The organism is Nocardia sp. NPDC004123, assembly GCF_053603795.1.
This window is the reverse complement of record NZ_JBSGGG010000002.1, coordinates 72613-93192: the sequence shown is the minus strand read 5'-3', so window position 1 is coordinate 93192 and position 20580 is coordinate 72613. Positions and strand designations below refer to the sequence as shown.

General features: G+C 68.0%; 20 protein-coding genes. 13 read left to right on the top strand and 7 right to left on the bottom strand.

From position 1 onward, the window contains the following. Nucleotides 1-4: 4 nt before the first annotated feature. Together ACWEQQ_RS02890 and ACWEQQ_RS02885 are read left to right on the top strand one after the other, a co-directional pair. Nucleotides 5-883: an SDR family oxidoreductase gene (locus tag ACWEQQ_RS02890; RefSeq protein ID WP_452346927.1), complete on the top strand. Its 879-nt coding sequence runs from the start codon at nt 5-7 to the stop codon at nt 881-883. Between the two features lie 18 nt (nt 884-901). Continuing rightward, on the top strand, nt 902-2188 hold the full coding sequence (locus tag ACWEQQ_RS02885; RefSeq protein WP_452346926.1) for an acyl-CoA dehydrogenase family protein: 1287 nt from the start codon (nt 902-904) through the stop codon (nt 2186-2188). 79 nt (nt 2189-2267) lie between these two features. Here the strand turns inward: ACWEQQ_RS02885 and ACWEQQ_RS02880 are convergent, their stop codons facing one another. Further along, complete coding sequence (locus ACWEQQ_RS02880; RefSeq protein ID WP_452346925.1) at nt 2268-3482, bottom strand: family 1 glycosylhydrolase; 1215 nt, start codon at nt 3480-3482, stop codon at nt 2268-2270. 345 nt (nt 3483-3827) lie between these two features. Here ACWEQQ_RS02880 and ACWEQQ_RS02875 point away from each other — a divergent pair, with 345 nt between their 5' ends. After that, on the top strand, nt 3828-4184 hold the full coding sequence (locus tag ACWEQQ_RS02875) for an immunity 51 family protein (protein WP_452346924.1): 357 nt from the start codon (nt 3828-3830) through the stop codon (nt 4182-4184). A gap of 53 nt (nt 4185-4237) precedes the next feature. On the opposite strand, the gene ACWEQQ_RS02870 is transcribed toward ACWEQQ_RS02875, so the two are convergent. Continuing rightward, nucleotides 4238-5056 carry an SAM-dependent methyltransferase gene (locus ACWEQQ_RS02870; RefSeq protein ID WP_379425766.1) on the bottom strand — a complete coding sequence of 273 codons (819 nt, stop codon included), beginning with the start codon at nt 5054-5056 and terminating at the stop codon, nt 4238-4240. 250 nt (nt 5057-5306) lie between these two features. Next, nucleotides 5307-6014, bottom strand: coding sequence for an alpha/beta fold hydrolase (locus ACWEQQ_RS02865; RefSeq protein WP_452346923.1), 708 nt, complete (start codon nt 6012-6014; stop codon nt 5307-5309). 215 nt (nt 6015-6229) lie between these two features. Here ACWEQQ_RS02865 and ACWEQQ_RS02860 point away from each other — a divergent pair, with 215 nt between their 5' ends. The 5 genes from ACWEQQ_RS02860 to ACWEQQ_RS02840 all read left to right on the top strand — a co-directional run bounded on the left by ACWEQQ_RS02860 (nt 6230) and on the right by ACWEQQ_RS02840 (nt 11054). Then, nucleotides 6230-7036: an exodeoxyribonuclease III gene (locus ACWEQQ_RS02860; protein ID WP_452346922.1), complete on the top strand. Its 807-nt coding sequence runs from the start codon at nt 6230-6232 to the stop codon at nt 7034-7036. Further along, on the top strand, nt 7033-7539 hold the full coding sequence (locus ACWEQQ_RS02855) for a ribonuclease domain-containing protein (protein ID WP_452346921.1): 507 nt from the start codon (nt 7033-7035) through the stop codon (nt 7537-7539). Before ACWEQQ_RS02860 ends, ACWEQQ_RS02855 begins: the two co-directional genes overlap by 4 nt. Continuing rightward, nucleotides 7540-8046 carry a barstar family protein gene (locus ACWEQQ_RS02850; RefSeq protein ID WP_452338466.1) on the top strand — a complete coding sequence of 169 codons (507 nt, stop codon included), beginning with the start codon at nt 7540-7542 and terminating at the stop codon, nt 8044-8046. Nucleotides 8047-8162: 116 nt separating this feature from the next. Further along, nucleotides 8163-9788, top strand: a complete 1626-nt coding sequence (locus ACWEQQ_RS02845) for a phospholipase C (RefSeq protein ID WP_452346920.1) — start codon at nt 8163-8165, stop codon at nt 9786-9788. A gap of 132 nt (nt 9789-9920) precedes the next feature. Continuing rightward, entirely contained in the window at nt 9921-11054 is a 1134-nt protein-coding gene (locus ACWEQQ_RS02840; RefSeq protein ID WP_452346919.1) for an outer membrane protein assembly factor BamB family protein, read from the top strand. A 50-nt stretch (nt 11055-11104) separates the two neighbouring features. Here ACWEQQ_RS02840 and ACWEQQ_RS02835 read toward each other — a convergent pair whose 3' ends face one another. Next, entirely contained in the window at nt 11105-11743 is a 639-nt protein-coding gene (locus ACWEQQ_RS02835) for a TetR/AcrR family transcriptional regulator (protein ID WP_452346918.1), read from the bottom strand. Between the two features lie 113 nt (nt 11744-11856). Here ACWEQQ_RS02835 and ACWEQQ_RS02830 point away from each other — a divergent pair, with 113 nt between their 5' ends. The 3 genes from ACWEQQ_RS02830 (at nt 11857) to yhjD (ending at nt 15049) form a co-directional block, all read left to right on the top strand. Further along, nucleotides 11857-12801: an oxygenase MpaB family protein gene (locus ACWEQQ_RS02830; protein ID WP_452346917.1), complete on the top strand. Its 945-nt coding sequence runs from the start codon at nt 11857-11859 to the stop codon at nt 12799-12801. Nucleotides 12802-12971: 170 nt separating this feature from the next. Next, complete coding sequence (gene trpS / locus ACWEQQ_RS02825) at nt 12972-13997, top strand: tryptophan--tRNA ligase (RefSeq protein WP_364605204.1); 1026 nt, start codon at nt 12972-12974, stop codon at nt 13995-13997. A gap of 38 nt (nt 13998-14035) precedes the next feature. Continuing rightward, the gene (gene yhjD / locus ACWEQQ_RS02820) at nt 14036-15049 is read left to right on the top strand and encodes an inner membrane protein YhjD (protein WP_452346916.1); all 1014 of its coding nucleotides are present in this window, start codon (nt 14036-14038) and stop codon (nt 15047-15049) included. Nucleotides 15050-15053: 4 nt separating this feature from the next. Here the strand turns inward: yhjD and ACWEQQ_RS02815 are convergent, their stop codons facing one another. After that, nucleotides 15054-16394 carry a D-alanyl-D-alanine carboxypeptidase family protein gene (locus ACWEQQ_RS02815; RefSeq protein WP_452346915.1) on the bottom strand — a complete coding sequence of 447 codons (1341 nt, stop codon included), beginning with the start codon at nt 16392-16394 and terminating at the stop codon, nt 15054-15056. An 84-nt stretch (nt 16395-16478) separates the two neighbouring features. Continuing rightward, entirely contained in the window at nt 16479-17150 is a 672-nt protein-coding gene (locus tag ACWEQQ_RS02810) for a SnoaL-like polyketide cyclase (RefSeq protein ID WP_364605198.1), read from the bottom strand. Between the two features lie 240 nt (nt 17151-17390). Between ACWEQQ_RS02810 and ACWEQQ_RS02805 the strand changes: the two genes are divergently transcribed. Continuing rightward, nucleotides 17391-18905 carry an MFS transporter gene (locus tag ACWEQQ_RS02805; RefSeq protein WP_452346914.1) on the top strand — a complete coding sequence of 505 codons (1515 nt, stop codon included), beginning with the start codon at nt 17391-17393 and terminating at the stop codon, nt 18903-18905. Then, nucleotides 18895-19512, top strand: coding sequence for an acyl-CoA-like ligand-binding transcription factor (locus ACWEQQ_RS02800; RefSeq protein ID WP_452346913.1), 618 nt, complete (start codon nt 18895-18897; stop codon nt 19510-19512). Before ACWEQQ_RS02805 ends, ACWEQQ_RS02800 begins: the two co-directional genes overlap by 11 nt. On the opposite strand, the gene ACWEQQ_RS02795 is transcribed toward ACWEQQ_RS02800, so the two are convergent. Then, a complete protein-coding gene (locus ACWEQQ_RS02795; RefSeq protein WP_452338474.1) occupies nt 19509-20399 on the bottom strand; it encodes a phenylalanine 4-monooxygenase in 891 nt (296 codons plus the stop codon). The genes ACWEQQ_RS02800 and ACWEQQ_RS02795 overlap by 4 nt on opposite strands. Nucleotides 20400-20580: the final 181 nt, after the last annotated feature.

The window sequence follows — 20580 nt, the reverse complement described above, 5'->3', positions numbered from 1 at the left end:
AGTCATGGGTGCACTCGACGGACGGGTCGCCATCATCACCGGAGCCGGCCGCGGGATCGGCCGGGAGCACGCGCTGCTGTTCGCGCGGGAGGGTGCGGCGGTCGTGGTGAACGACCTGGGCGGCAGCAATGCCGGTGAGGGCGCGGACACCGGCCCGGCGCACGAGGTCGTGGCCGAGATCCTCGCCGCAGGGGGGCGGGCGATCGCCAACACCGACAGCGTGGCCGATCGGCAGGGCGCGAAAAACCTGGTGGAGCAGGCGGTGTCGGAGTTCGGGCGGCTGGATGTCGTGGTGAACAACGCGGGCATCCTGCGCGACGCCTTCGTGGCGGGCATGGACGAGTCGCAGTGGGACGCGGTGCTGGCCGTGCACCTCAAGGGGCACGCGGCGGTACTGCGGCACGCGGCCGGGTACTGGAAGGAGCAGTTCAAGGCGGGCAATCAGCCGGTCGCGGCGGTGATCAACACCGCGTCCGCGTCGGGTACCACGGTCCCCAATGCGGGGCAGGCGAATTACGGTGCGGCCAAGGCCGGTATCGCCGCGCTCACCCTGGTGGCGGCCGATGAGCTGGCCCGCTACGGCGTGCGCGTGAACGCCATCGCGCCGATCGCGCGCACCCGGCTCACCCTCGCCACGCCGGGCATGGGCGAGATGATGGCCGCGCAGCAGGCCGGTCTGGAAGAGGGCGAGTTCGATGCCTTCAGTCCGGCCAATATCTCGCCGCTGGTGGCGTATCTTGCCACCGAGAAGTGTCCGATCACCGGCAAGGTGTTCGCGGTGCAGGGTGGCGCGATCTCCGAACTGGCGGGCTGGCACGACGTGAAGACCATCGAGACCGAGGGGCCCTGGTCCATCGACGATATCGCCGGTCGACTGCCGTAATCAGGAAGGCGGACAACGATGTTCGAATGGTCCGAGACCGATGAGCTGATCCGCGGCGCGGTGCGGAGTTTCATCGACAAGGAGGTGCGCCCGCACCTCGATGCCCTCGACAGCGGCGAGATGCTGCCGTATCCGATCATCCGGAAGCTGTTCGCCGATTTCGGCATCGACGCGCTGGGCTCGGAGACGGTCGCCAAACTGCTTGCCAAGCAACGCAAGCGGGAGGAAGCGCTCGCAGCCGGGGAGCCGCTGCCGGAGAAGAAAGCGAAGGCCGGCGGCGACGGCGGGCCCTTCTCCGGGCAGGAATCGCTGATGGCGGTGCTCGTCAGCGAGCTGTCCGGGGTGTGCATGGGGTTGGTCACCGCCATGGGCGTGAGCATCGGGCTCGGTGCGACGACCATCCTCTCGCGCGGCACCCTCGCCCAGAAGGAACGCTGGCTCGCCGACATCGTGACCATGAAAAAGGTTGCGGCCTGGGCGATCACGGAGCCCGACTCCGGGTCGGACGCCTTCGGCGGGATGAAGACCCACGTCCGCCGCGACGGTGACGACTACATTCTCAACGGGCAGAAGACCTTCATCACCAACGGTCCCTACGCCGACACCGTCATCGTCTACGCCAAGCTGGACGAGGGCGACGGCGCCCCCGAGTCCAAGACGATCGCGGCCAAGCGCGAACGCAAGGTGCTGACCTTCGTGCTCGACAAGGGCATGGAGGGTTTCACCCAGGGCAAGCCGTTCAAGAAGATGGGCCTGCACGCCTCACCCACCGGCGAATTGTTCTTCGACAATGTGCGATTGAGCCGGGACCGGCTGCTCGGCGAGACCGAGCAGCACGAGGGCGGCGACGGACGGGAAAGCGCCCGTTCGAGTTTCACCGCCGAGCGCATCGGCGTGGCCTTCATGGCGCTGGGCATCGTCAACGAATGCCACCGGCTCTGTGTGGATTACGCCAAGACGCGCAAGCTGTGGGGGCAGGAGATCGGCCGCTTCCAGTTGGTCCAGCTCAAGCTGGCCAGGATGGAGATCGCCCGGATCAATGTGCAGAACATGGTCTTCCACGCCCTGGAACGCTCCCGCGCCGGCAAGCCGCCGACGCTGGCCGAGGCCTCGGCCATGAAGCTGTACTGCTCGGAGATCGCCACCGAGGTCGCCATGGACGCCGTCCAGCTCTTCGGCGGCAACGGCTACATGTCCGAGTACCACGTCGAACAGCTGGCCCGCGACGCCAAGTCGCTGATGATCTACGCGGGCAGCAACGAGATCCAGGTGACCCACGTCGCCAAGGGACTGCTCGCCTACTAGGCGCGCATGAAGTCCGGGACCGCCACCAGTCGCCGGTGGCGGCCCCGGACGCCGTGTACCGCATGTTCGAAGTAGCGACCTACGGGACGGAGACAGGGCGCAGGCAGCTCTCCAGGGGCAGGATGATGGAGCAGAGGGCGGGCTTGCGGGTGGGGCGGTAGTCGGCGGGGACGCCGCCCTGGGCGGTGATGGTTTTGAACGCGGCCACTGCGTCGGTGGGGCGGCGGGTGAGGGTCGGGTCGGTTTTCGCGTCGACGGTGTAGAGGCCGAATCGCGGTGAGTAGCTGCCCCATTCGTAGTTGTCGGTGAGGCTCCAGTAGTTGTAGCCGATCACGTCGATGCCGTCGGCCTTGGCGCGCTGCAGCCAGTAGACGGTGTCGCGCAGGTGGTCGGCGCGGTCGTAGCCGTCGCTGCGCGGGGCGGCGTTGTCGGTGGGAAGTCCGTTCTCCACCACGTAGATCGGCAAGACCGGGAACTTCTCGGTGTAGGTGCGCAGGTCGTAGTAGATGCCCTCGGGCTCGATGGCGTTCTTCCACAGCTCGTCGCCCAGCAGCGCGGTGCTCGGCAGGTGTGTCAGGGAGGCGCCGTAATAGAAGTCGACGCCGATGAAGTCGAGCTTGCCGCGGATGCGGTCGGCGAACAGCAGGTCGGTCAGGTTCTGCACGATCGGGTACTGCGCGATATTGCTGGTCACCCGCGCGCCGGGCTGGCGGGAGTGGATGTAGTCGTAGATCGCGGTGTGCGCCTGCACCAGCCGGTCGAACATCGGCAGCGCGTCGAGCACGCCGATGTCGCCGATCTTGATCGATTGCGCGACATAGCCCATGGGCTCGTTGATGGTCACCCACATCGGGTCGTCGGGCGCGTATCGGTCGACCACCTTGCGCATATTGGTGAGCCAGTCCGACACCATGCCCTGGTTCTTCCAGCCCCCGCGATCCGCCTCCCACCCGGGGATCACCCAGTGGTCGAGGGTCAGCATCGGCCGCATCCCCGCCGCGCGGATCTTCTGGATGACCTGGTCGTAGAAGCGGAAGCCGTTCTCGTCCCAGGCATTCGGCTGCGGCTGCACCCGCGCCCATTCGATGCTGAGCCGGTACACCTTCAGGCCCATCCCGGCCGCCAGATCGATGTCCTCGGCGTAGCGGTCGTAGAAGTCGACCGAATTGCCGTACGGGTCGTGCGCCTTGCCGGAATTGGCGTACCGGCTCCAGTTGCTGTCCGGCGCATGGCCTTCGGACTGGAATCCGGCCATGGCCACGCCCCACATGAAGTCGGGGCCGAGCGACGGCACGCTGGTCGGCGCACCGCCGGCGCTCCCGGTCCCGGACCCGCTGGCACTGCCCGACCCCGAGCCGCTGGAACTCCCGGACCCCGAGCCGGCGCTTCCGGACCCCGAGCCGCTATCGGCCGGCGCCGCCCCGGCCACGGCAGACCCGCTGGACACGATGGCCAGTGCCGACAGGACCGAACACAGAACCCGCGCAGTTCTCATCTCAGCGAAATCTCCCACAGTGCTTCGGACGCGGCCCCTTGCCGCGCGGCCGGGTGGCCGTCCCGACTCTACTGGTCATACGTCCAACATGATGGTGTTTCACTCAATATCGGTTTGTCGGGGGCCGTGGCTAGGGTTCGAGGCGTGACCGATCGTGAGAGTTTCGCCCCACTGGTGTTCTTCGAATACGACCACAAACCCGGGCACTACTGCCTGATGCTGTCCGACAACCACATGCTCGCCACCGAACCCGTCTTCGCCGAATTCGGTTACGACGGAAACGGTTACGGCTGGGCCGGGGTGGCGCGGTCGGCGGTGGCGGCCCAGGAGGCCGGGGTAGGGGAGCGGGTGAGCTTCGACCCCGAGGCGGGCACGTTCGTCGCGTACGGCCAGGACGCGCCGGCGCTGCGGGCGCTCGGGGCGTTGCTGCGGGACGCACTCGCGGACCCGGCCGTACTCCGCGAGCTCATCGCCGCGGGCGATCCGGAGTGGTTCGACTGAACACCCGCTGATCGTGTGCTGCGATCAGCGGGCGGCACAAGGGATTTCGGCGCTCAGGGCTTGCGGGAGAGGGCGGCGGAGATCAGCTGCTCCCAGACGCTGAGGTCGTGGTGGTCGCTGCCGATGCGGGCCACGCCCTCGGCGGTGGGTTCGGGGCGCCAGAGGGAACAGGGCACCAGGCCCGGCTCCAGGATTTCGAGATCGCCGAACAGACCCAGGATCTCCTCGTCGGTGCGCCAGCGGCCGCGGCCGAAGGTGGTCTGCAGCTTCTGCTCGGCGACCCGGGTCTCCTCGTTGAAGCCGGACCGGAAGTGGGAGATGTAGAGCATGCTGCCGGAAGGGATCTGATCGGCCCAGTAGCGGACCACCTGCTCGGGCTTCTCGTCATTGTTGAGGTGGTGCAGGATGGCGCTGAAGATCACGGCCACCGGCTGCGAGAAGTCGATGAGCCGCTCCACCTCCGGATGGTGGCGGATGGCCTCGGAATCGCGCAGGTCGGCCTGGATCACGGTGGTGAACTCGTCCGTCTCCAGGATCGCGCGGCCGTGCGCCAGCACGATGGGGTCGTTGTCCACATAGACCACATGCGGCTCGGACTGGTGCCGCTGCGCCACCTGGTGCACATTGTCGGCGGTGGGCAGGCCGCTGCCGATATCGACGAACTGCTTGATCCCGGCGCGCGAGATCTCGCCGATGGCGCGCACGAGGCAATTCCGATTCGCGTACGCGATATCCACCGAACCCGGCAGATCCTTGATGAAGAAGTCCCCGACCTCCCGGTCGGGCGCGTAATTGTCCTTGCCGCCCAGGAGATAGTCGTACACCCGGGCGATGCTGGGTTTGGACTGGTCTACTTGCGGTTGTTCCGTCATCTCTCCACACACCCCTGTCAGTATCGAATTGCCCTCCGCTTCGCTCCGGGCGGGTTCGCGGCCCTGGAGGCCTCGTTCTTCCCTCCCTGCGCTCCCCCGCTTCGCTCCTCCGCTCCGCTCAGTCCAGAACGAGACGGGCCGCGAACCCGGCGACGTGGATCCGCCGTAATCCTATGTAACTGAACGAGTTCGGGTGCGCGGTTCCAGGTAACACTGGGCGTGCCTGCGAGCGTGGGTGATTCGGTGCCAGTCAGACGGCCCGCAAGCGGGTGCGGTTGGCGTAGACGTGCTCGGCGATCAGGGTCGCGATGCGGTCGGGCGCCTCGAGCATGGGGACGTGGCCGACATCGTGGACCAGGATGCGGTCCGCCGACTCCGGCAGTTCCTCCAGGAAACGGCGGGCGTACAGGCGATTCGGAATGATCCGGTCGTTCTCGCACATGAGCAGCCGCACCGGGGTGCGCAGCGTGGCCAGGTGCTCGAGGGCCGGGAATCGCAGCCCGCTCACCAGCATCGGCAGCATCGCCTTGCAGTGCATGGCCGAGGTGATGGCCGCCTCGATGCCCGCCCGCGAGGCCGCCTCGGTGTTCTTGGTGAGCAGCAGCGCCACCGCCTGCCGGACGAACCCGCTGTAGGCGACGGCGGCCGGCAGATGCTTGCCGATCTCCACGAACGGCACCATCGACAGGAACTTCAGCCCGACGCGAAGCTGCAGCGCGGAGGGGGTTTGCCAGCCGCCCGCGGGCGCGATAGCGGTGAGGGTGCGGGCCCGGCCCCGGCGGGCCAGCTCGAAGCCGACCCAGCCGCCGAGCGAATTGCCCGCGATATGGCAGGTGCGCCAGCCCATCTCGTCGAGCTGATCCTCGACCCGGTCGGCGAGGGCGCTGACATCGAGGTACCAGCCCTCGAGTTCGGGGCCGCCCCATGCCCGGTGAAGGCCGGAGCGAACACTTCGCAATGGCTCGACATGCGCTGCGCCACCTGCTCCCAGCAATGCGGGGACAGCATGAATCCGTGCAGCAGGAGCAGTGGTTCGCCGGAGCCGGTGTGGAGCGCGCGGATGGGCGCGGGCGGGGCGGTGGGCCGGGTGGTGCCTGACGTCATCGTCGTCACCCCTTCCTGGACCTCGATGTCCGTGAAGAGAGTCGGTAAGCCGCATTGTACGGTCGTGAAGTGGCGAAAATCATCAGTACGTGCAACGTGAACGGGGTGCGTGCCGCGGCGGGCAAGGGATTGCTCGAGTGGCTGGCCGCGACCGAGGCCGATATCGTCTGCCTGCAGGAAACCCGGGCGACCGATGAGCAAACGCGTAGCGCGCTAGCGCCCGCGCTGGACGCCGGATGGTTCCTCAGCCATGCGGAACCGGGCCTGAAGGGCCGGGCGGGCGTGGCGATCCTGTCCCGGCACCAGCCCGACGCGGTGCGCGTCGGCGTCGGCCTGTTCCAGGATGGAAGCTGGTCTCCCGTCGAGGAATTCGCCACGCTCGGCCGCTATGTCGAGGCAGACTTCGAGGATCTCACCATCGCCAGCGTCTACGTCCACACCGGCGAGGCCGACACCCCGCTACAGGACGAGAAGTACCGCTTCCTGGACGCCATCGGCGCACGCATGCTGGCCCACCCGGGCGAGTTCGTGATCATGGGCGACTGGAATGTCGCGCACACCGAGCTCGACATCAAGAACTGGAAGGGCAACGTCAAGAACGCGGGCTTCCTGCCGCAGGAACGCGCCTGGGTGTCGTCCATGCTGGCCGCCGGCTACGTCGACGTGGTCCGCGAACTGCACCCCGGCGTCCCCGGCCCCTACAGCTGGCACTCCTACCGCGGCCGCGCCTTCGACAACGACGCCGGCTGGCGCATCGACTACCAGCTGGCGCGCGGCGCGATCGCCGCCCGCGCCAAGCAGGCCGTGGTCGAGAAGGCCGCAACCTACGCCGAACGCTGGTCCGACCACGCGCCGGTGACGGTGCAGTACCGATGAAAAAGCTCTCCAAGCAGCAGAGCGCCTGGTTGACGCTGGGGGTGGCCGTGCTCGCGCTGATCGCCGCTATCGTCGCCAACCGGATCAATACCGACCATCCGAGCAACACGGGTAGCGCCAAATCCGTTGTCACATCGGTGGTCAAGACGACCGCAAAGCCGGGTGGTGTGACACCGGCTCCCGGCGTGGCCGATCAGGCGGCCCCGCCTTCCAAGGTGGCCGGCGTGCCCGATCAGGCGTACAAGACCCTGGTCGAGATCGACGCCGGTCGCTGGCCGGGCTCCGCCAACGCGCCCGGTACCCACGGCGGCGACACCTGGAACAACCGGGACGGTAGCCTGCCCCGCAAGGACGTCTCCGGCAAGGCGATCAGCTATCAGGAATGGGATGTGAATCCCAAGCAGCCCGGCCAGACCCGTGATGCCGAACGCATCATCACCGGCAGCGACGGTTCGGCCTATTACACGGGGGACCACTACAAAACCTTCACGAGGATGCGCTGAATGACCGAGCCGATGCCGTTGTCGCAGTTCCTCTCCGCTCCCGCCGAAGATATCGCCGAGCGCCGGGCTCCCGCTCCGGTGCTCGGGGTGCTGCCCATCGGCGCGGCCGAATTCTCCGGCGTCCGCTATCGGATTCCGGACGACTACCTCGCCCGCGAACTGCGCGGCCGCAAGATGCGCACGGTCACCGAGGTTTTCGACGAGTTCGCCGCCGCCTTCCAATTCCCCTACTACTTCGGGGAGAACAAGGACGCCTTCGACGAATGCCTCCGCGACCTCGACGAATTCGTCGGGGCCGCACAGGGATACGTGGTGGTGATCCGCAATGCCGCGCTCATGCTCGACCGGCAGCCCGACGAGCGCGACTGGTTCGCCGAGGCCATGGCCGACTGCGCGACCATCTGGGCGGCCCGCGGCATCCCCTTCCGGGTGGTCCTGCAGGACGCCACGCCACCCGGATTGCCCGTGATACCGCTGGCTCTCGACCCCGAAACCGAAAATTCTTGATTCACCGGACTTTCCACTCCAGTTAACCTGCGGTCGAACAAAACTGTCCTGGACGCTGCAATGGTTCCGCTATGCGATCGCGGCCTGACGCGATCCGGATAGACCTGGAGGGTTCCATGCCTGCCTCGGTACGCCGCTTCGGCAAACGAAGCCGCGCCGCCGCCGCGTTCGCCGCGCTGGTCGCGCTGAGCGCCACCTCGTGTTCGTCGTCGTCCGACCAGGCGGCGCCGGACACCGACACCGCGACGCCCATCAAGCACGTGGTGGTGATCTTCCAGGAGAACGTCTCCTTCGATCACTACTTCGGCACCTACCCGAACGCGGCCAACACCGACGGCACCAAGTTCACCGCGCAGCCGAACACGCCGAAGGTGGACGGCCTCACGCCGGATCTGCTCACCAAGAACCCCAACAAGGCGCAGCCCGTGCGCCTCGGCGGTCCGAACCAGCAGATCACCTGCGACCAGGACCACGAGTACAAGGACGAGCAGCTCGCCCTCGACGGCGGCAAGATGGACCAGTTCGTCGAGCACACCAACGTGTCCGAGGGCAGCGCCTGCAAACCACCGACCTACGGCCCGCAGGGCCTGGTCATGGGCTACTACGACGGCAATTCGGTGACCGCGCTGTGGAATTACGCGCAGCACTACGCGATGAGCGACAACTCCTGGACCTCCACCTTCGGCCCGTCCACCGTGGGCGCGCTGAACCTGGTCGCGGGCCAGACCCACGGCGTCACCAAGATGGAGCCGCCCAAGCCGGGCCAGCCCTTCCCCGCCGACACCGTGCTGGAGAACGCCGGCAACGGCCAGGGCACCGTGGTCGGCGACCCGCAGCCCTACGGCGACGACTGCTCCAACCGCGACACCGTCCAGATGAGCGGCACCACCATCGGTGACCTGCTCAACAAGAAGGGCGTCAGCTGGGGCTTCTTCCAGGGCGGCTTCAAGCCCACCGACACCAAGGACGGCAAGGCCGTCTGCGGCGCCACCCACAATGTCGGTGTGGCACTGGGCGGTACCGGCAAGACCGGTGACAAGGCCTGGGACACCAAGGGCGACTACATCCCGCACCACGAGCCGTTCCAGTACTTCGCGTCGACGGCCAACCCGCACCACCTGCCGCCGACCTCGGTCGACAAGATCGGCCACGACGATCAGGCCAACCACCAGTACGACCTGACCGACTTCTGGGCCGCCGCCGACAAGGGCAACCTGCCCGCCGTCAGCTACCTGAAGGCCGCCGGCTACCAGGACGGCCACGCCGCCTACTCCGATCCGCTGGACGAGCAGCAGTTCCTGGTGGAGACCATCAACCACCTGCAGAAACTGCCGGATTGGAAGGACACCGCGGTCGTCATCGCCTACGACGACTCCGACGGCTGGTACGACCACACGGCGCCCAAGCTGGTCATGAACTCCGCCTCCGAGCAGGACGGCTACAGCGGCCCCGGCGTCTGCGGTGACGCCAAGGCGAACCCGGCCAAGTACCAGGGCCGTTGCGGCTACGGCCAGCGCGTGCCGCTGCTGGTCGTCTCGCCCTACTCGAAGGCCAACTTCGTCGACCACGGCGTGACCGACCAGGCCTCGGTGCTGAAGTTCATCGAGGACAACTGGAAGACCGGCCGGATCGGCGACGACTCGTTCGACGAGAAGGCCGGCACCCTCGACGCCATGTTCGACTTCAAGGCCGCCGCGCAGCCGGCCCTGCAGCTCGACCCGAAGACCGGCGCCGCGAGCTAGCCCGGATGTGCTGACCGCCCGGCCCGATCCCGTGGACCCGATCCATTGGAAAAGGCCGGGCGGTTTTGTATTCGGGCGCGGGCGGTTCCCCCTATAGTCGCTGACAGTGTGTCGAGCGAGTGGGGTCCGGTTGTGATCAGTCGTCGAAAAGTGTTGCGGGACGGGGCGATTCTCGCCCTCGCCGGGGTGGCGGCCGCGTGCGCCGCACCGCGGCGGGTGGCGGGGACCGCGGCGTCCGGCAGCATCGCCTGGAAATACCAGGTCGACGACGGGGTGCGGGGACTGCGGTACGGCGCCGGCACGGTAGTGGTGGAAAACGCCGCCGTGCTCACAGGGCTCGAAGCCCGGAGCGGACGCGAGTTGTGGCGGTTCCCGATCACGACACCGGGGATCGGCCGTCATTCCTGCGTCTGGAGCAACGCCCTCGTGGTCTGCGGGGCCGAACCCGATGCCGCCGGGGATCGGGCTGTGGCCGTGGATCTGGCGTCGGGGAAACGGAATTGGTCCTTCGACGCACCCGAGGGGGTCGTGCTCGGCGGCGTCTTCGGTGTGCGGGACTCGGTGCTCTATCTGATCGCCTCCGATCGAGACAAGGGCGGGCGCGAGGCTTGGGCCGTGGACATGACGAGCAAGGCCGTCCGCTGGCGGGTGCCCTGCGACGCCGAGGCGCTGTCGGTGCCCGACAGCGGTTCGCTCCTCTACAACCAGAGTCCGGGCACCGGCGGCGATCTCGTCGCCCTCGACCTCGGGACCGGTGCGATCGCCTGGTCCCGCGCGGGCGACTCGGCGGTGTCGGCCAGCACCATCGCCACCGGCCTGGTCCAGGGCGCCGTGCTGGCCACCGACGGCGCCCACATCGTCTCCGGCCTGGACCCGAAAACCGGTGCGGCGCTGTGGACCACGCCCGCCCTGCCCTACCCGGCCGGCGTCGTCTTCGGTTCCGGCGACGCCTACTACCTGTGTGACGGCGAGAGGCTGCATGCCATGACTCCCGGCGGCGAGGCGGCCAAGCTGTGGAGTATCTCCATCGCCGATCAGGGCGCCGCGGCCGATGTCGGCGGATACCCGAGCGCGGGGGCCTTCTACCTGCTGGCCGACCGCACCCTCCGCGCGATCGACGCGCACACCAGCGCCATCCGCTGGACGCAATCCATTCCGGACAAGGCCGGATCGCAGGTGTCCTTCGCCGTCGGCGACGCCCACTGCTACGTCGAATCCACCGAGGACGACCCGGGCGTATCCGCCGTGATCGCCATCGTGCGCTGACCCGGATTCCCCTGCGGGGCTACGATTCCGGCGGCTGGGGGGCGCGCGGCTCAGCGACGGATCTGCCGGGCCAGATCCTCGCCCAGCAGCACGAAAACGTCGGTGGTGGCGTCGATGAGCTCGTCGCGGGTCATGGGGAGGTCGCCCTGGAGCCAGGCGGTGAGAGTCTGGACCAGGCCGCCGACCAGGTAGGTGGCGCGGAAACCGATCACGGGCAGGGGGTCGCGCTCGGTGAGGCCGTAGAAGTCGATGCCCTCGGCCGCCACGATATTCGCGAACGCCTTGATGGTGTGCGTTGTGCGGGTACGTAATTCGGGGGTGGCGGAGCTGACCACCAGGGCCACCCGGGCCTTGCGCGGATCGTCGGTGAGGACGTGGATGCCCGCGGTGATGGCGGCGTGCGCCTTGGCGCGCGGGTCGTCGGGGGCGGTGTGCAGTGCGGCGAGCAGGGCGCGCGCCAGCTCCTCGGCGATGGTGTCGAACAGTGCCGACAGCACGGCGTCGCGGTTGTCGAAGTTCTCGTAGTAGTAGCGCTCGTTGAGTCCCGCGCCGGTGCACAGGGCGGAGACGGTGAGCTTGTCGATGCCCTGGGTGCCGAGTATGTCGAGGGCGGCGTCGAGCAGGGCGGTGCGGCGCTGGGTGCGGCGTTCGTCCGCGGAGATGCCGCCGTAGGTCCGTTGCCCGGTCACGAACCGATTCTGGCACGGCCGCGATTCTGGCAGAAGCTCTTGCCAGAATCTGGAATCTGGGGGACTCTATTGCCAGATGTGATGGCCCGCATCACACCCACCGGGAGGCAACGATGCCTGCACGCGCGGCTCAGAGCGGCTACTTCTCCGACGACTCGATGATCCGCAGGGTCATGCGCAAGCGTGCGGTCGGACTCACCTACGGCCAGCGAGCGCTGGTGATCGGCGCGGTGCATCCGCTGCTCTATGTCGGAACCGCCGAGAACACCCAGCATCGGACCACGCCCTACACCCGGCTCGCCCTCACCGGCCGCTTGTTCGAGGCCGTTTCCCTGGGCACCCGCGAAGAGGCCGATCGCGCCCGGGCCTTCACCCGTAAGCGGCACGCCCCGGTCGACGGCGTGCTGCCGGAGGATGCGGGCGCGGCCAACCCGGCCGGCACCCACTACTCCGCGGCCGACCCGCATCTGATGTTCATGACCATGGCCTTCACCTTCGATTCCGCCGAGGTCATGCACGATCTGCTGGTCCGCCGCCTCACCCCGACCGAACGGGAAGGGCTGTACCAGGACTACGTGCGCTGGGGCGAACTGTTCGGCATGCCCCGCAGCGCCGCCCCCTACACCTACCGCGAATTCCGCGACTACTTCGACGGCTACCTGGCCTCCGACCAGCCCCACCTCACCGAGGAGGCCAAACTGGTCGGCTCCTACCTCATGGGCCAGCGCGTCGCCCACCCCCTGCCGGCCCCCATCCAGCAGGCCCTCACCGGTTTCTCCCTCCTGGTCCAGGGCAGCCTCCCCGAGCGCGTCCGCGAGATGTACGACCTCGACTGGGGCCTGCGCGAACAAGTCGCCTTCCACGGCCTGGCCCGAGCCGTCCGCACCGCCCACCTCTCCCCACCCCTGGTCGGCAACCCCCTGACCGCCCCGATGACCGGCCCCAGCTACCCCCTCTACAAACTCGCCACCCGCCGCGAACAGCGCCTACTCGGCTCTGGCCGCCCCAGCATGCCGGGCGTCGATCCGCGCCCCTTGTCGGACCGAATCGGCGCGTGACCGGCTGCTTTGGCGGACGACCCAGAGGTTCGCGGCCGTCTCGTTCTGGACTGCGGCTGGAATAGACCTCCGCCTTGGAGCGGGGGAGCGGAGCGGAGGCGGGAAGAACGAGACCTCGGGGCCGCGAACCCGCCCCGGAGCGAAGCGGAGGGGCAAATTAAGCTCGAGCCATGTCGAGTCCTGAAGCCGCCGCTGAGCGTAAGCAGCGGGTCCTGTCCGGAATCCAGCCCACCAGCGATTCCTTCCACCTCGGCAACTACCTTGGCGCGCTGCAGTATTGGGTGCGTTTGCAGGACGACTACGACGCCTTCTATTTCATTCCGGACCTGCACGCCATCACGGTGCCGCAGGACCCGAAGCAGCTGCGTACGCGGGTCAAGATCTCGGCCGCGCAGCTGCTGGCGCTGGGGCTGGACCCCAAGAAGTCCACGCTGTTCGTGCAGTCCCAGGTGCCCGAGCATGCCGAGCTGGCGTGGGTGCTGAACTGCATCACGGGGTTCGGCGAGGCGAGCCGGATGACCCAGTTCAAGGACAAGTCGGTCAAGCAGGGCGCGGACAATGCCACCGTCGGTCTGTTCACCTACCCGGTGCTGATGGCCGCCGACATCCTGCTCTACCGCGCCCAGCTGGTGCCGGTCGGCGAGGACCAGCGCCAGCACCTGGAGCTGACCCGAAACCTGGCGCAGCGCTTCAACACTCGCTACAAGAAGACCTTCGTGGTGCCCGAGCCGCACATCGTGACCGGCACCGCCAAGATCTACGACCTGCAGGATCCGACCGCCAAGATGAGCAAGTCGGCGAACAGCGACGCGGGCCTGCTGAACCTGCTCGACGATCCCAAGGTCTCGGCGAAGAAGATCCGCTCCGCGGTTACCGACACCGAGCGTGAGATCCGCTACGACCCGGAGACCAAGGCGGGCGTGAGCAATCTGCTGGTCATCCTCAGCTCGCTGACCGACACTCCGATCGTGACGCTCGAGCAGGACTACGCCGGCAAGGGCTACGGCGACCTGAAATCGGACACCGCCGACGCGCTCATCGAGTTCGTCACGCCGCTGCGCGCGAAGGTGCAAGAATACATGTCCGACCAGGGTGAACTCGACCGTATCCTCGCCGCGGGGGCCGAGCGGGCGCGGGAGGTCGCCGGGAAGACTCTCGCGCAGGTGTACGACCGGGTGGGCTTCCTGGCCCGCTGAACCGGCCGCCGCGCGTCCGGGTGTGCGGAGGTGGCGGTGTGTTCGGGAACGTGAAGGCGTGGATCGCGCGGCAGATCCAGCGTCGTCCCTGGCTGGATCACCTGGTCCGCGCGGGCGAACGCTATCAGCGTCAGCGCGGCGACTACTACGCCGCGGGCATCACCTATTTCACGGTGCTGTCGCTGTTTCCGCTGCTGATGGTGGGTTTCGCCGTGGCCGGCTTCGCGCTGTCGCGGAATCCGCAGTGGCTCACCGATATTCAGAACAAGATCGTCGAGAACATTCCGGGCGACGCGGGCAGCCAGATCAACGACCTGATCCACCGGGCCGTGGAGTCGCGGACGGGCGTGGGCTCCATCGGTCTGCTGACCGGCGCCTACGCCGGGCTGGGCTGGATCGGCAACCTGCGGGCAGCGCTCTCCGAGCAGTGGGATCAGCCCAGTAAGCAGCGAAACTGGTTCCTCGCCAAGGTCTCCGACCTGCTGGCGCTGATCGGGCTGTTCCTCGCCATCCTCGTCTCCCTCGGCCTGTCCGTGCTGGCCTCCGGCGGCCTGATCACCCACCTGCTCGACCGCCTGCACGTGCACGAGTCGGCCTGGGCGAAGGTCCTGCTCACCGTGGCGTCGCTGCTGCTGGCGGTGGTGGCGAACTGGGCCGTGTTCGTCTGGATCATCGCGCGCCTGCCGCTGCATCCGGTCACCTTCCGCAGTGCCGCCCGCGCGGCCATGATCGCGGCGGTCATCTTCGAGGCGTTCAAGCAGCTGGCCTCGGTCATTCTGCGATCGGTGGTCAACGGCCCGGCCGGGGTGGTCTTCGGGCCGATCATCGGCCTGATGGTCTTCAGCTACTTCACCGCGCGGATCATCCTCTTCGCCACCGCCTGGGCCGCCACGGCCGCGGACAACGAGGTGCCCGCCGAGATCCCGCCGCCCGCCCCGGCGATCATCCGCCCCCGGATCACCGCGGGCGGACTCTCCGCCGGAGCGGGCGCGGCCTGGTTCGGCGCGGGAGCCCTTGCGGCGACGCTGCTTTCGACGCTGCGCCGCCGCTGACCGCTCAGCGGCGGCGGCTCATCCGGCGCGCGCTCAACAGCAGCACCAGGACCAGGATCACACCGACGGCCATCAAGGCGATCCGCAGATCGTGGTGGTCGGAGCTGGAACCCGAATCCGCGGCCGGGGCGGGCTCGGCATCGGTCCGGGCGGGCGGACTCGCCAGTGCCACCGAAGGATTCGCGCCCCCGGAGCTGCCGTCGGGCATGCTGCCCACGGTCGCGCCGGCCGGCAGCGCGAAGGCGTAGTCGAGCAGTTTGGCCGCCTGCTCCCACGGCCGGAAGGGCCGCACGTCCGCCTTGAGCAGCGTCACCACATAGCGGTGGCCATTGCGCTGCGCGGCCGCGACGAAGGTCTGCCGGGCGTCGTCGGTGTAGCCGGTCTTGCCGCCGATCGCGCCGTCGTACTCGAAGAGCAGATGGTTGTCATTGCCGATCGGGAAGCCCGGATGATCCTTGTCGTCAGGGTTTTTCGGGTCGGCCGGGTAGCCGGGGAAGTCCACCTGCTCGGTGTGGATCAGCTCCGCGAACAGCGGCAGCGTCATCGCGTGCCGGAACAGCAGCGCCAGGTCGTAGGCCGAGATGCTCATGCCCGGCCCGTCCAGGCCCGAGGGCGTGGCGGCCCGGGTGTCCAACGCCTGCAACTGTTTCGCGAGCGCGTTCATCGTGGCGACGGTGGCGTCGTCCCCGCCCAGCTGGGTCGAGATGGCATGCGCCGCATCATTGCCCGACGCCATGATCAGCGCCTGGAACAGCTGCTTGTTGGTGTAGCGCCCACCCGGTCCGATCCCGACCCGGGTGCCGTCGGCGTTGGCGTCGTCCTGGGTGCCGATCACCGTCTTGTCCAGGTCCAGCGCCGGGATCGCCGCCGACGCCAGCAGCACCTTGATGGTGGAGGCGGGCCGGTAGCGCCCGTGCGGATCCTTGGCCGCGATGACCCGCCCGGTATCCAGATCCGCCACCTCCCAGGCGGTGGCCGAGATCCCCTCCGGCAGCGGCCCCGCCCCCGACGGCAGGATGACGCCGCACCCGCCGAGCTGCTTGCCCCCGATCGGCGGATTCGGAATCGGCAGCGCCGCCGGCGCCGTCTGCCCCGGCTCGGGCGCCTCGGAGGTGTCGATGGGCGGCGGGGGAGCCGTCTTGTTCGGGCAGCCGTCGGTATTGGGCGTGGTGAACGGCGTTGTCGTGGCGGACGGTTGGGCCTGCGCCGCACCCGGTAGCGGCCCGACGGCGACCCCGGCGAACACGGTGAGACCGGCCGCCAGGGCCGCGACGGTGACAAGGGGGGCGCGCCGCCGACCAGCGGCCGGGTGCCCGGTTCGGCGCGAATACCTGCGGATACTCATCGCGCCCGACTCTATAGCCGACCGGTCACCCCGGCGCGCGATGTGCCGCGGCGCGGCCGCGACCGTGTCGGCCTGGGGGAGCGGCTAGTTGGCGGTGTGGGTGACCGGGCAGCCGTGGGCCAGGGGGCCGAGCAGCTTGTTGTTGTCGTAGAAGTGCTCGAGCTCGAGGATGCGCAGGTCCTCGGAGACCTTGGCGATGGTGACGCCGGTCATCTCGATGAGCTCGCCGGTGGGCTGGTGGCCCTTGTACTCGCCCTCGTAGCGACCCCAGTGGCGCCACTTGAAGGTGACGGTGGGCGGGCCGGACAGCACCTCGAGCACCTCCCAGAAGAAGCCGCCCGGGAACGCGGTGTGGAAGATCTTGTGCGAGGTCTCGAAGGTCTCGCCCGCGGCGTCGTAGAAGGGGTTCTCGCCGATCAGGATGTTGTAGGACCCGATGCTCGCGAATTCTTCTGCGTCCTGCCAGTTTCCGCCGTTGACGCGGCCGCGGTAGTGCTCGGCCACCAGCGAGACCCAGGTGGCCGGGTCCTTCTTGTGCGAGACCTCCATCTCGAAGACCTTCACCAGCTCTTCGACGATGTGCTCCAGCGAATCCGGCGCGTGCTGGGTGGTGCGCTCGACCGGAATGACTTCCTTGCTCAGGTGGTAGTCGGGCGCGCCTTCACGCCAATCCTCCGGTGCCGCAGCGGCGATGACGGCGTCACGACCCTGCAGGTGCAGCGGGGTCTCGACGGATTCGGTTGCTTGGTCGGTCATTTCGTGCCTCACGTGTCCAGACCCGTTGGGGGGTCATCGATCTCAGAAACGGACCGCATGACGGTAACAGCACGGGGACTTCATGTCGCGACAAGCATTTGGGACTCCAGTACCAGACAGCGGAATGGTGATTCACCCCATCCCGGCCCGCCCCGACCCATGACACGACAAGAATTGACAGTCTCTCTGAAATGAGAGACTCTCTCATTATCGAGAAGATCCCAAATGATTGGAACTGTCATGAAAGCTCAGGGAGTGCGCCGCTGGCTGGCGCTGGGAGCCCTGGCGGTCGCCATGCTGACCATCGGCCTCGACGTCACCGTGCTCACCGTCGCCCTGCCCACCCTCGCGGTCGACCTGCACGCCGATACCTCCGCGCTGCAGTGGTTCAGCAGTGCCTACACCCTGGCCCTGGCCGCCTTCATGCTCCCGGCGGGAGCCCTCGGCGACCGATACGGGCGCAAGAAGTTCCTGCTCGCCGCGCTGCTGCTGTTCGGTGTGGCCTCGGTGGCGTGCGCCTTCGCCACGTCCTCCGGCCAGCTCGTCGCCGGCCGCGTGGTCCTCGGCCTGGCCGCGGCGATCATGATGCCGCTGTCCATGGCGGTGTTGCCCACCCTCTTTCCCGAGCAGCGCGAACGGCAGCGGGCCATCACCATCTGGATCACCTCGACCGCCATCGGCCTGCCCCTGGGCCCGATCGTGGGCGGCTGGCTGCTGCAGCACTACTGGTGGGGCTCGGCCTTCCTGCTCAATGTGCCGCTGGTGATCATCGGCGCGACCGCCGTCGGCCTGCTGGTCCCGGAATCCAAGAGCGAGAGCGCTTTCCGCATCGATCTGCCCGGCGCTCTGCTGTCCGCGGCCGGAATGCTCGGCATCACCTACGGTTTCATCCGCTGCGGTCAGGAGGGCTGGGGTGACGCCCTGGCCTGGACCGCCATCGCCGCGGGCGTCGTGCTGGGTGGAGCATTCGTGCTGTGGCAGCGTCGCACCGCGCACCCACTGGTCGACCTCGGACTCTTCGGTGAGCCCGGATTCCGTTGGGGCACAGTGTTCATGGTGCTGGTGAACTTCGCGATGTTCGGCCTGTTCTTCACCATGCCGCAGTACTTCCAGGCGGTGCTGGGAGCCGACACGCTCGGCAGCGGCCTGCGCCTGCTGCCGCTCATCGCGGGCCTGGCCGCCGGCTCCCGGGTGGTGGACAAGCTGCTGCCGAAGGTCGGTGTCCGCACCGTGCTGGTGGCCGGATTCGCCTTGCTCGCAGCCGGTCTCGGCATGGGCGCGCTCATCACCGTGGACAGCGGATACGGCTTCGCGGCCGCCGCGCTGGTGCTACTCGGCCTCGGGATGGGATTCGTGATGCCCGCCGCCATGGGCGCGGCCACCGACGACCTCACCCCCGAGCGGGCCGGTTCCGGATCCGCGCTGCTGCAGGCGCTCCGGCAGGCGGGCGGCACCATCGGCGTCGCCATCCTCGGCACCGTGCTGTCCACCCAGTACCGCTCCGGCCTGGGCGATCTCGACCGCGCACCCATCTCCGACGGCGTGAACGCCGGGGTCGGCGTGGCCCGCAAGCTCGGCGACCCGGCCCTGCTGGCCCACGTGCAGAGCGCCTTCGTCGACGGCATGAGCGCCATGCTGTGGGTGTGCACCGCCATCTGCGCGGTCGCCGCGGTGCTGGCCGCCTTCGTGATCCGCCGCAAGGATCCGGTCGTGACCACCGATCTCGATGCGGGACAATCGGTCCATGTCGGCTGAGACTGCCTCCGCGACGCCTCCGGCCCCGGTGAAGACCGCGGCCGGAGGCGGCCTGCGTGAACGCAAGAAGGAACGCACCCGCCGCGCCATTCGCACCGAGGCCTTCCGCCTGTTCCGCGAGCAGGGCTACAACGAGACCACGGTCGAGCAGATCGCCGCGGCCGCCGACATCTCGCCCAGCACCTTCTTCCGGTACTTCCCCTCCAAGGAGCAGGTGGCGCTGGCCGACGATCTGGACCCGATCATGATCGCGGCCATCGAGAAGCAGCCGAAGGAACTGTCCATGCTGGCCGCGTTCAAGCAGGCCACCCTCGATTCCTTCGCGTCCCTGTCGCCCGAGGAATTCGCCTTCGAACAGCAGCGGGTGGAATTGCTCTACTCGATTCCGGAGCTCCGGGGAGCGGTGGCCCGGGAGTTCGAGCGCAGCATCGAACTGATCGTCGAGATCATCGCGCGGCGAACCGGCCGTGCCGCAGTGGATTTCGAGGTGCGGGCCTTCGCGGGTGCGCTCAGTGGAGCGATGATCGCGTTCATCGGCGAGGCGCCGTTCACCCCGGAGCAGATCATGCGCGTCATCGACTTCCTCGAGGCGGGTATGCCGCTCTAGGCCGGTTTCACCGCCGTGAGCCGCTCCACCGTCTCATCGGTCATGGTCTCGAAGAACCCGCCGACCACATCCTCGATCTCGCCGACGGATTCGGCGCAGTACAGAATCGGCTGGTAGTGGGTGATGTCGTAGGTGATGGTCCCCATGGCGTGAATGTCCAGCGGTCGCAGCTCGGCCTGGCGGAATTCCTCGATCTCGCCGAACGAGGACAGCAGTCCCGCACCGTAGCAACGTACTTCGCCGTGCTCGCGCAGCACCCCGAATTCCATCGAGAACCAGAACACGTCGGCCAGGAACTTCAGAGCCCGCTCGGTCTCCAGCCGGGCCACCGCCGCGCCGACCGTCTCGTACACGGCCGCGAAGCGCGGGCTGGCCAATTGATTGGCGTGCCCGAGGATTTCGTGCACGGCGTCCGGCTCCGGGGTGTAGAGCGGCGCGGAGTGGTGGCGAATGTACTGGGTGGAGTGGAAGATCCGGTCGGCGAACGAGCCGAAGAACTCCCGCAGCGGCACCAGTCCGGCGGCCGGCGCGTACTGGAATCCGGTGAGCGGCACCAGCTTCGCGGTCACCTCGTCGAGTTGCGGAATATGGTCCGAGGGCAGCCCGAGGCGCTCGGCGGCCGTGATCACCTCCGCGCACGCGTAGCGCTCCCGCTTGCGTACCAGTTCGGCGGAGACGATCCGCCAGACCTGCTGCTCCTCCGCGGTGTAGTCGATGCGCGGCACCTGTGCCCCGGGCCGGTACTCCAGCGCCATGGCGGCGATCGCATTGCGGCGGGCCCGGTACACGGGGTCGTGCACACCCGGATGCTCGTCGCTCAAGTGCACTGTCACATCGCCGTCGGTCCCCTTTGTGACCGGCGAGTACAGCTGAGCCTCGGTGAACATACTTCGATGCAAGCACCGGCATGTGATCTAGACAACGAAAAGCCGCCCAGCTGGTCAGATTGACCAGCTGGGCGGGTTCGGTGTCGAGGAACGACGAGTGGCGAGCCGCTGTCAGGTAGGCATTCGTACCCGTATCCGACGCGGCGGCTCGGCCGGTCTCCCGGCGGGCCCGTTTGCAGCC

Excerpts from the sequence above, each read along its gene's own strand:
- ACWEQQ_RS02845 (WP_452346920.1), top strand. The coding sequence starts at position 8,163 with ATGCCTGCCTCGGTACGCCGCTTCGGCAAACGAAGCCGCGCCGCCGCC.
- ACWEQQ_RS02805 (WP_452346914.1), top strand. The coding sequence starts at position 17,391 with ATGAAAGCTCAGGGAGTGCGCCGCTGGCTGGCGCTGGGAGCCCTGGCG.
- ACWEQQ_RS02830 (WP_452346917.1), top strand. The coding sequence starts at position 11,857 with ATGCCTGCACGCGCGGCTCAGAGCGGCTACTTCTCCGACGACTCGATG.
- ACWEQQ_RS02810 (WP_364605198.1), bottom strand. The coding sequence starts at position 17,150 with ATGACCGACCAAGCAACCGAATCCGTCGAGACCCCGCTGCACCTGCAG.
- ACWEQQ_RS02850 (WP_452338466.1), top strand. The coding sequence starts at position 7,540 with ATGACCGAGCCGATGCCGTTGTCGCAGTTCCTCTCCGCTCCCGCCGAA.
- ACWEQQ_RS02800 (WP_452346913.1), top strand. The coding sequence starts at position 18,895 with ATGTCGGCTGAGACTGCCTCCGCGACGCCTCCGGCCCCGGTGAAGACC.
- trpS (WP_364605204.1), top strand. The coding sequence starts at position 12,972 with ATGTCGAGTCCTGAAGCCGCCGCTGAGCGTAAGCAGCGGGTCCTGTCC.
- ACWEQQ_RS02855 (WP_452346921.1), top strand. The coding sequence starts at position 7,033 with ATGAAAAAGCTCTCCAAGCAGCAGAGCGCCTGGTTGACGCTGGGGGTG.
- ACWEQQ_RS02890 (WP_452346927.1), top strand. The coding sequence starts at position 5 with ATGGGTGCACTCGACGGACGGGTCGCCATCATCACCGGAGCCGGCCGC.
- ACWEQQ_RS02870 (WP_379425766.1), bottom strand. The coding sequence starts at position 5,056 with ATGACGGAACAACCGCAAGTAGACCAGTCCAAACCCAGCATCGCCCGG.
- ACWEQQ_RS02795 (WP_452338474.1), bottom strand. The coding sequence starts at position 20,399 with ATGTTCACCGAGGCTCAGCTGTACTCGCCGGTCACAAAGGGGACCGAC.
- ACWEQQ_RS02885 (WP_452346926.1), top strand. The coding sequence starts at position 902 with ATGTTCGAATGGTCCGAGACCGATGAGCTGATCCGCGGCGCGGTGCGG.
- ACWEQQ_RS02815 (WP_452346915.1), bottom strand. The coding sequence starts at position 16,394 with ATGAGTATCCGCAGGTATTCGCGCCGAACCGGGCACCCGGCCGCTGGT.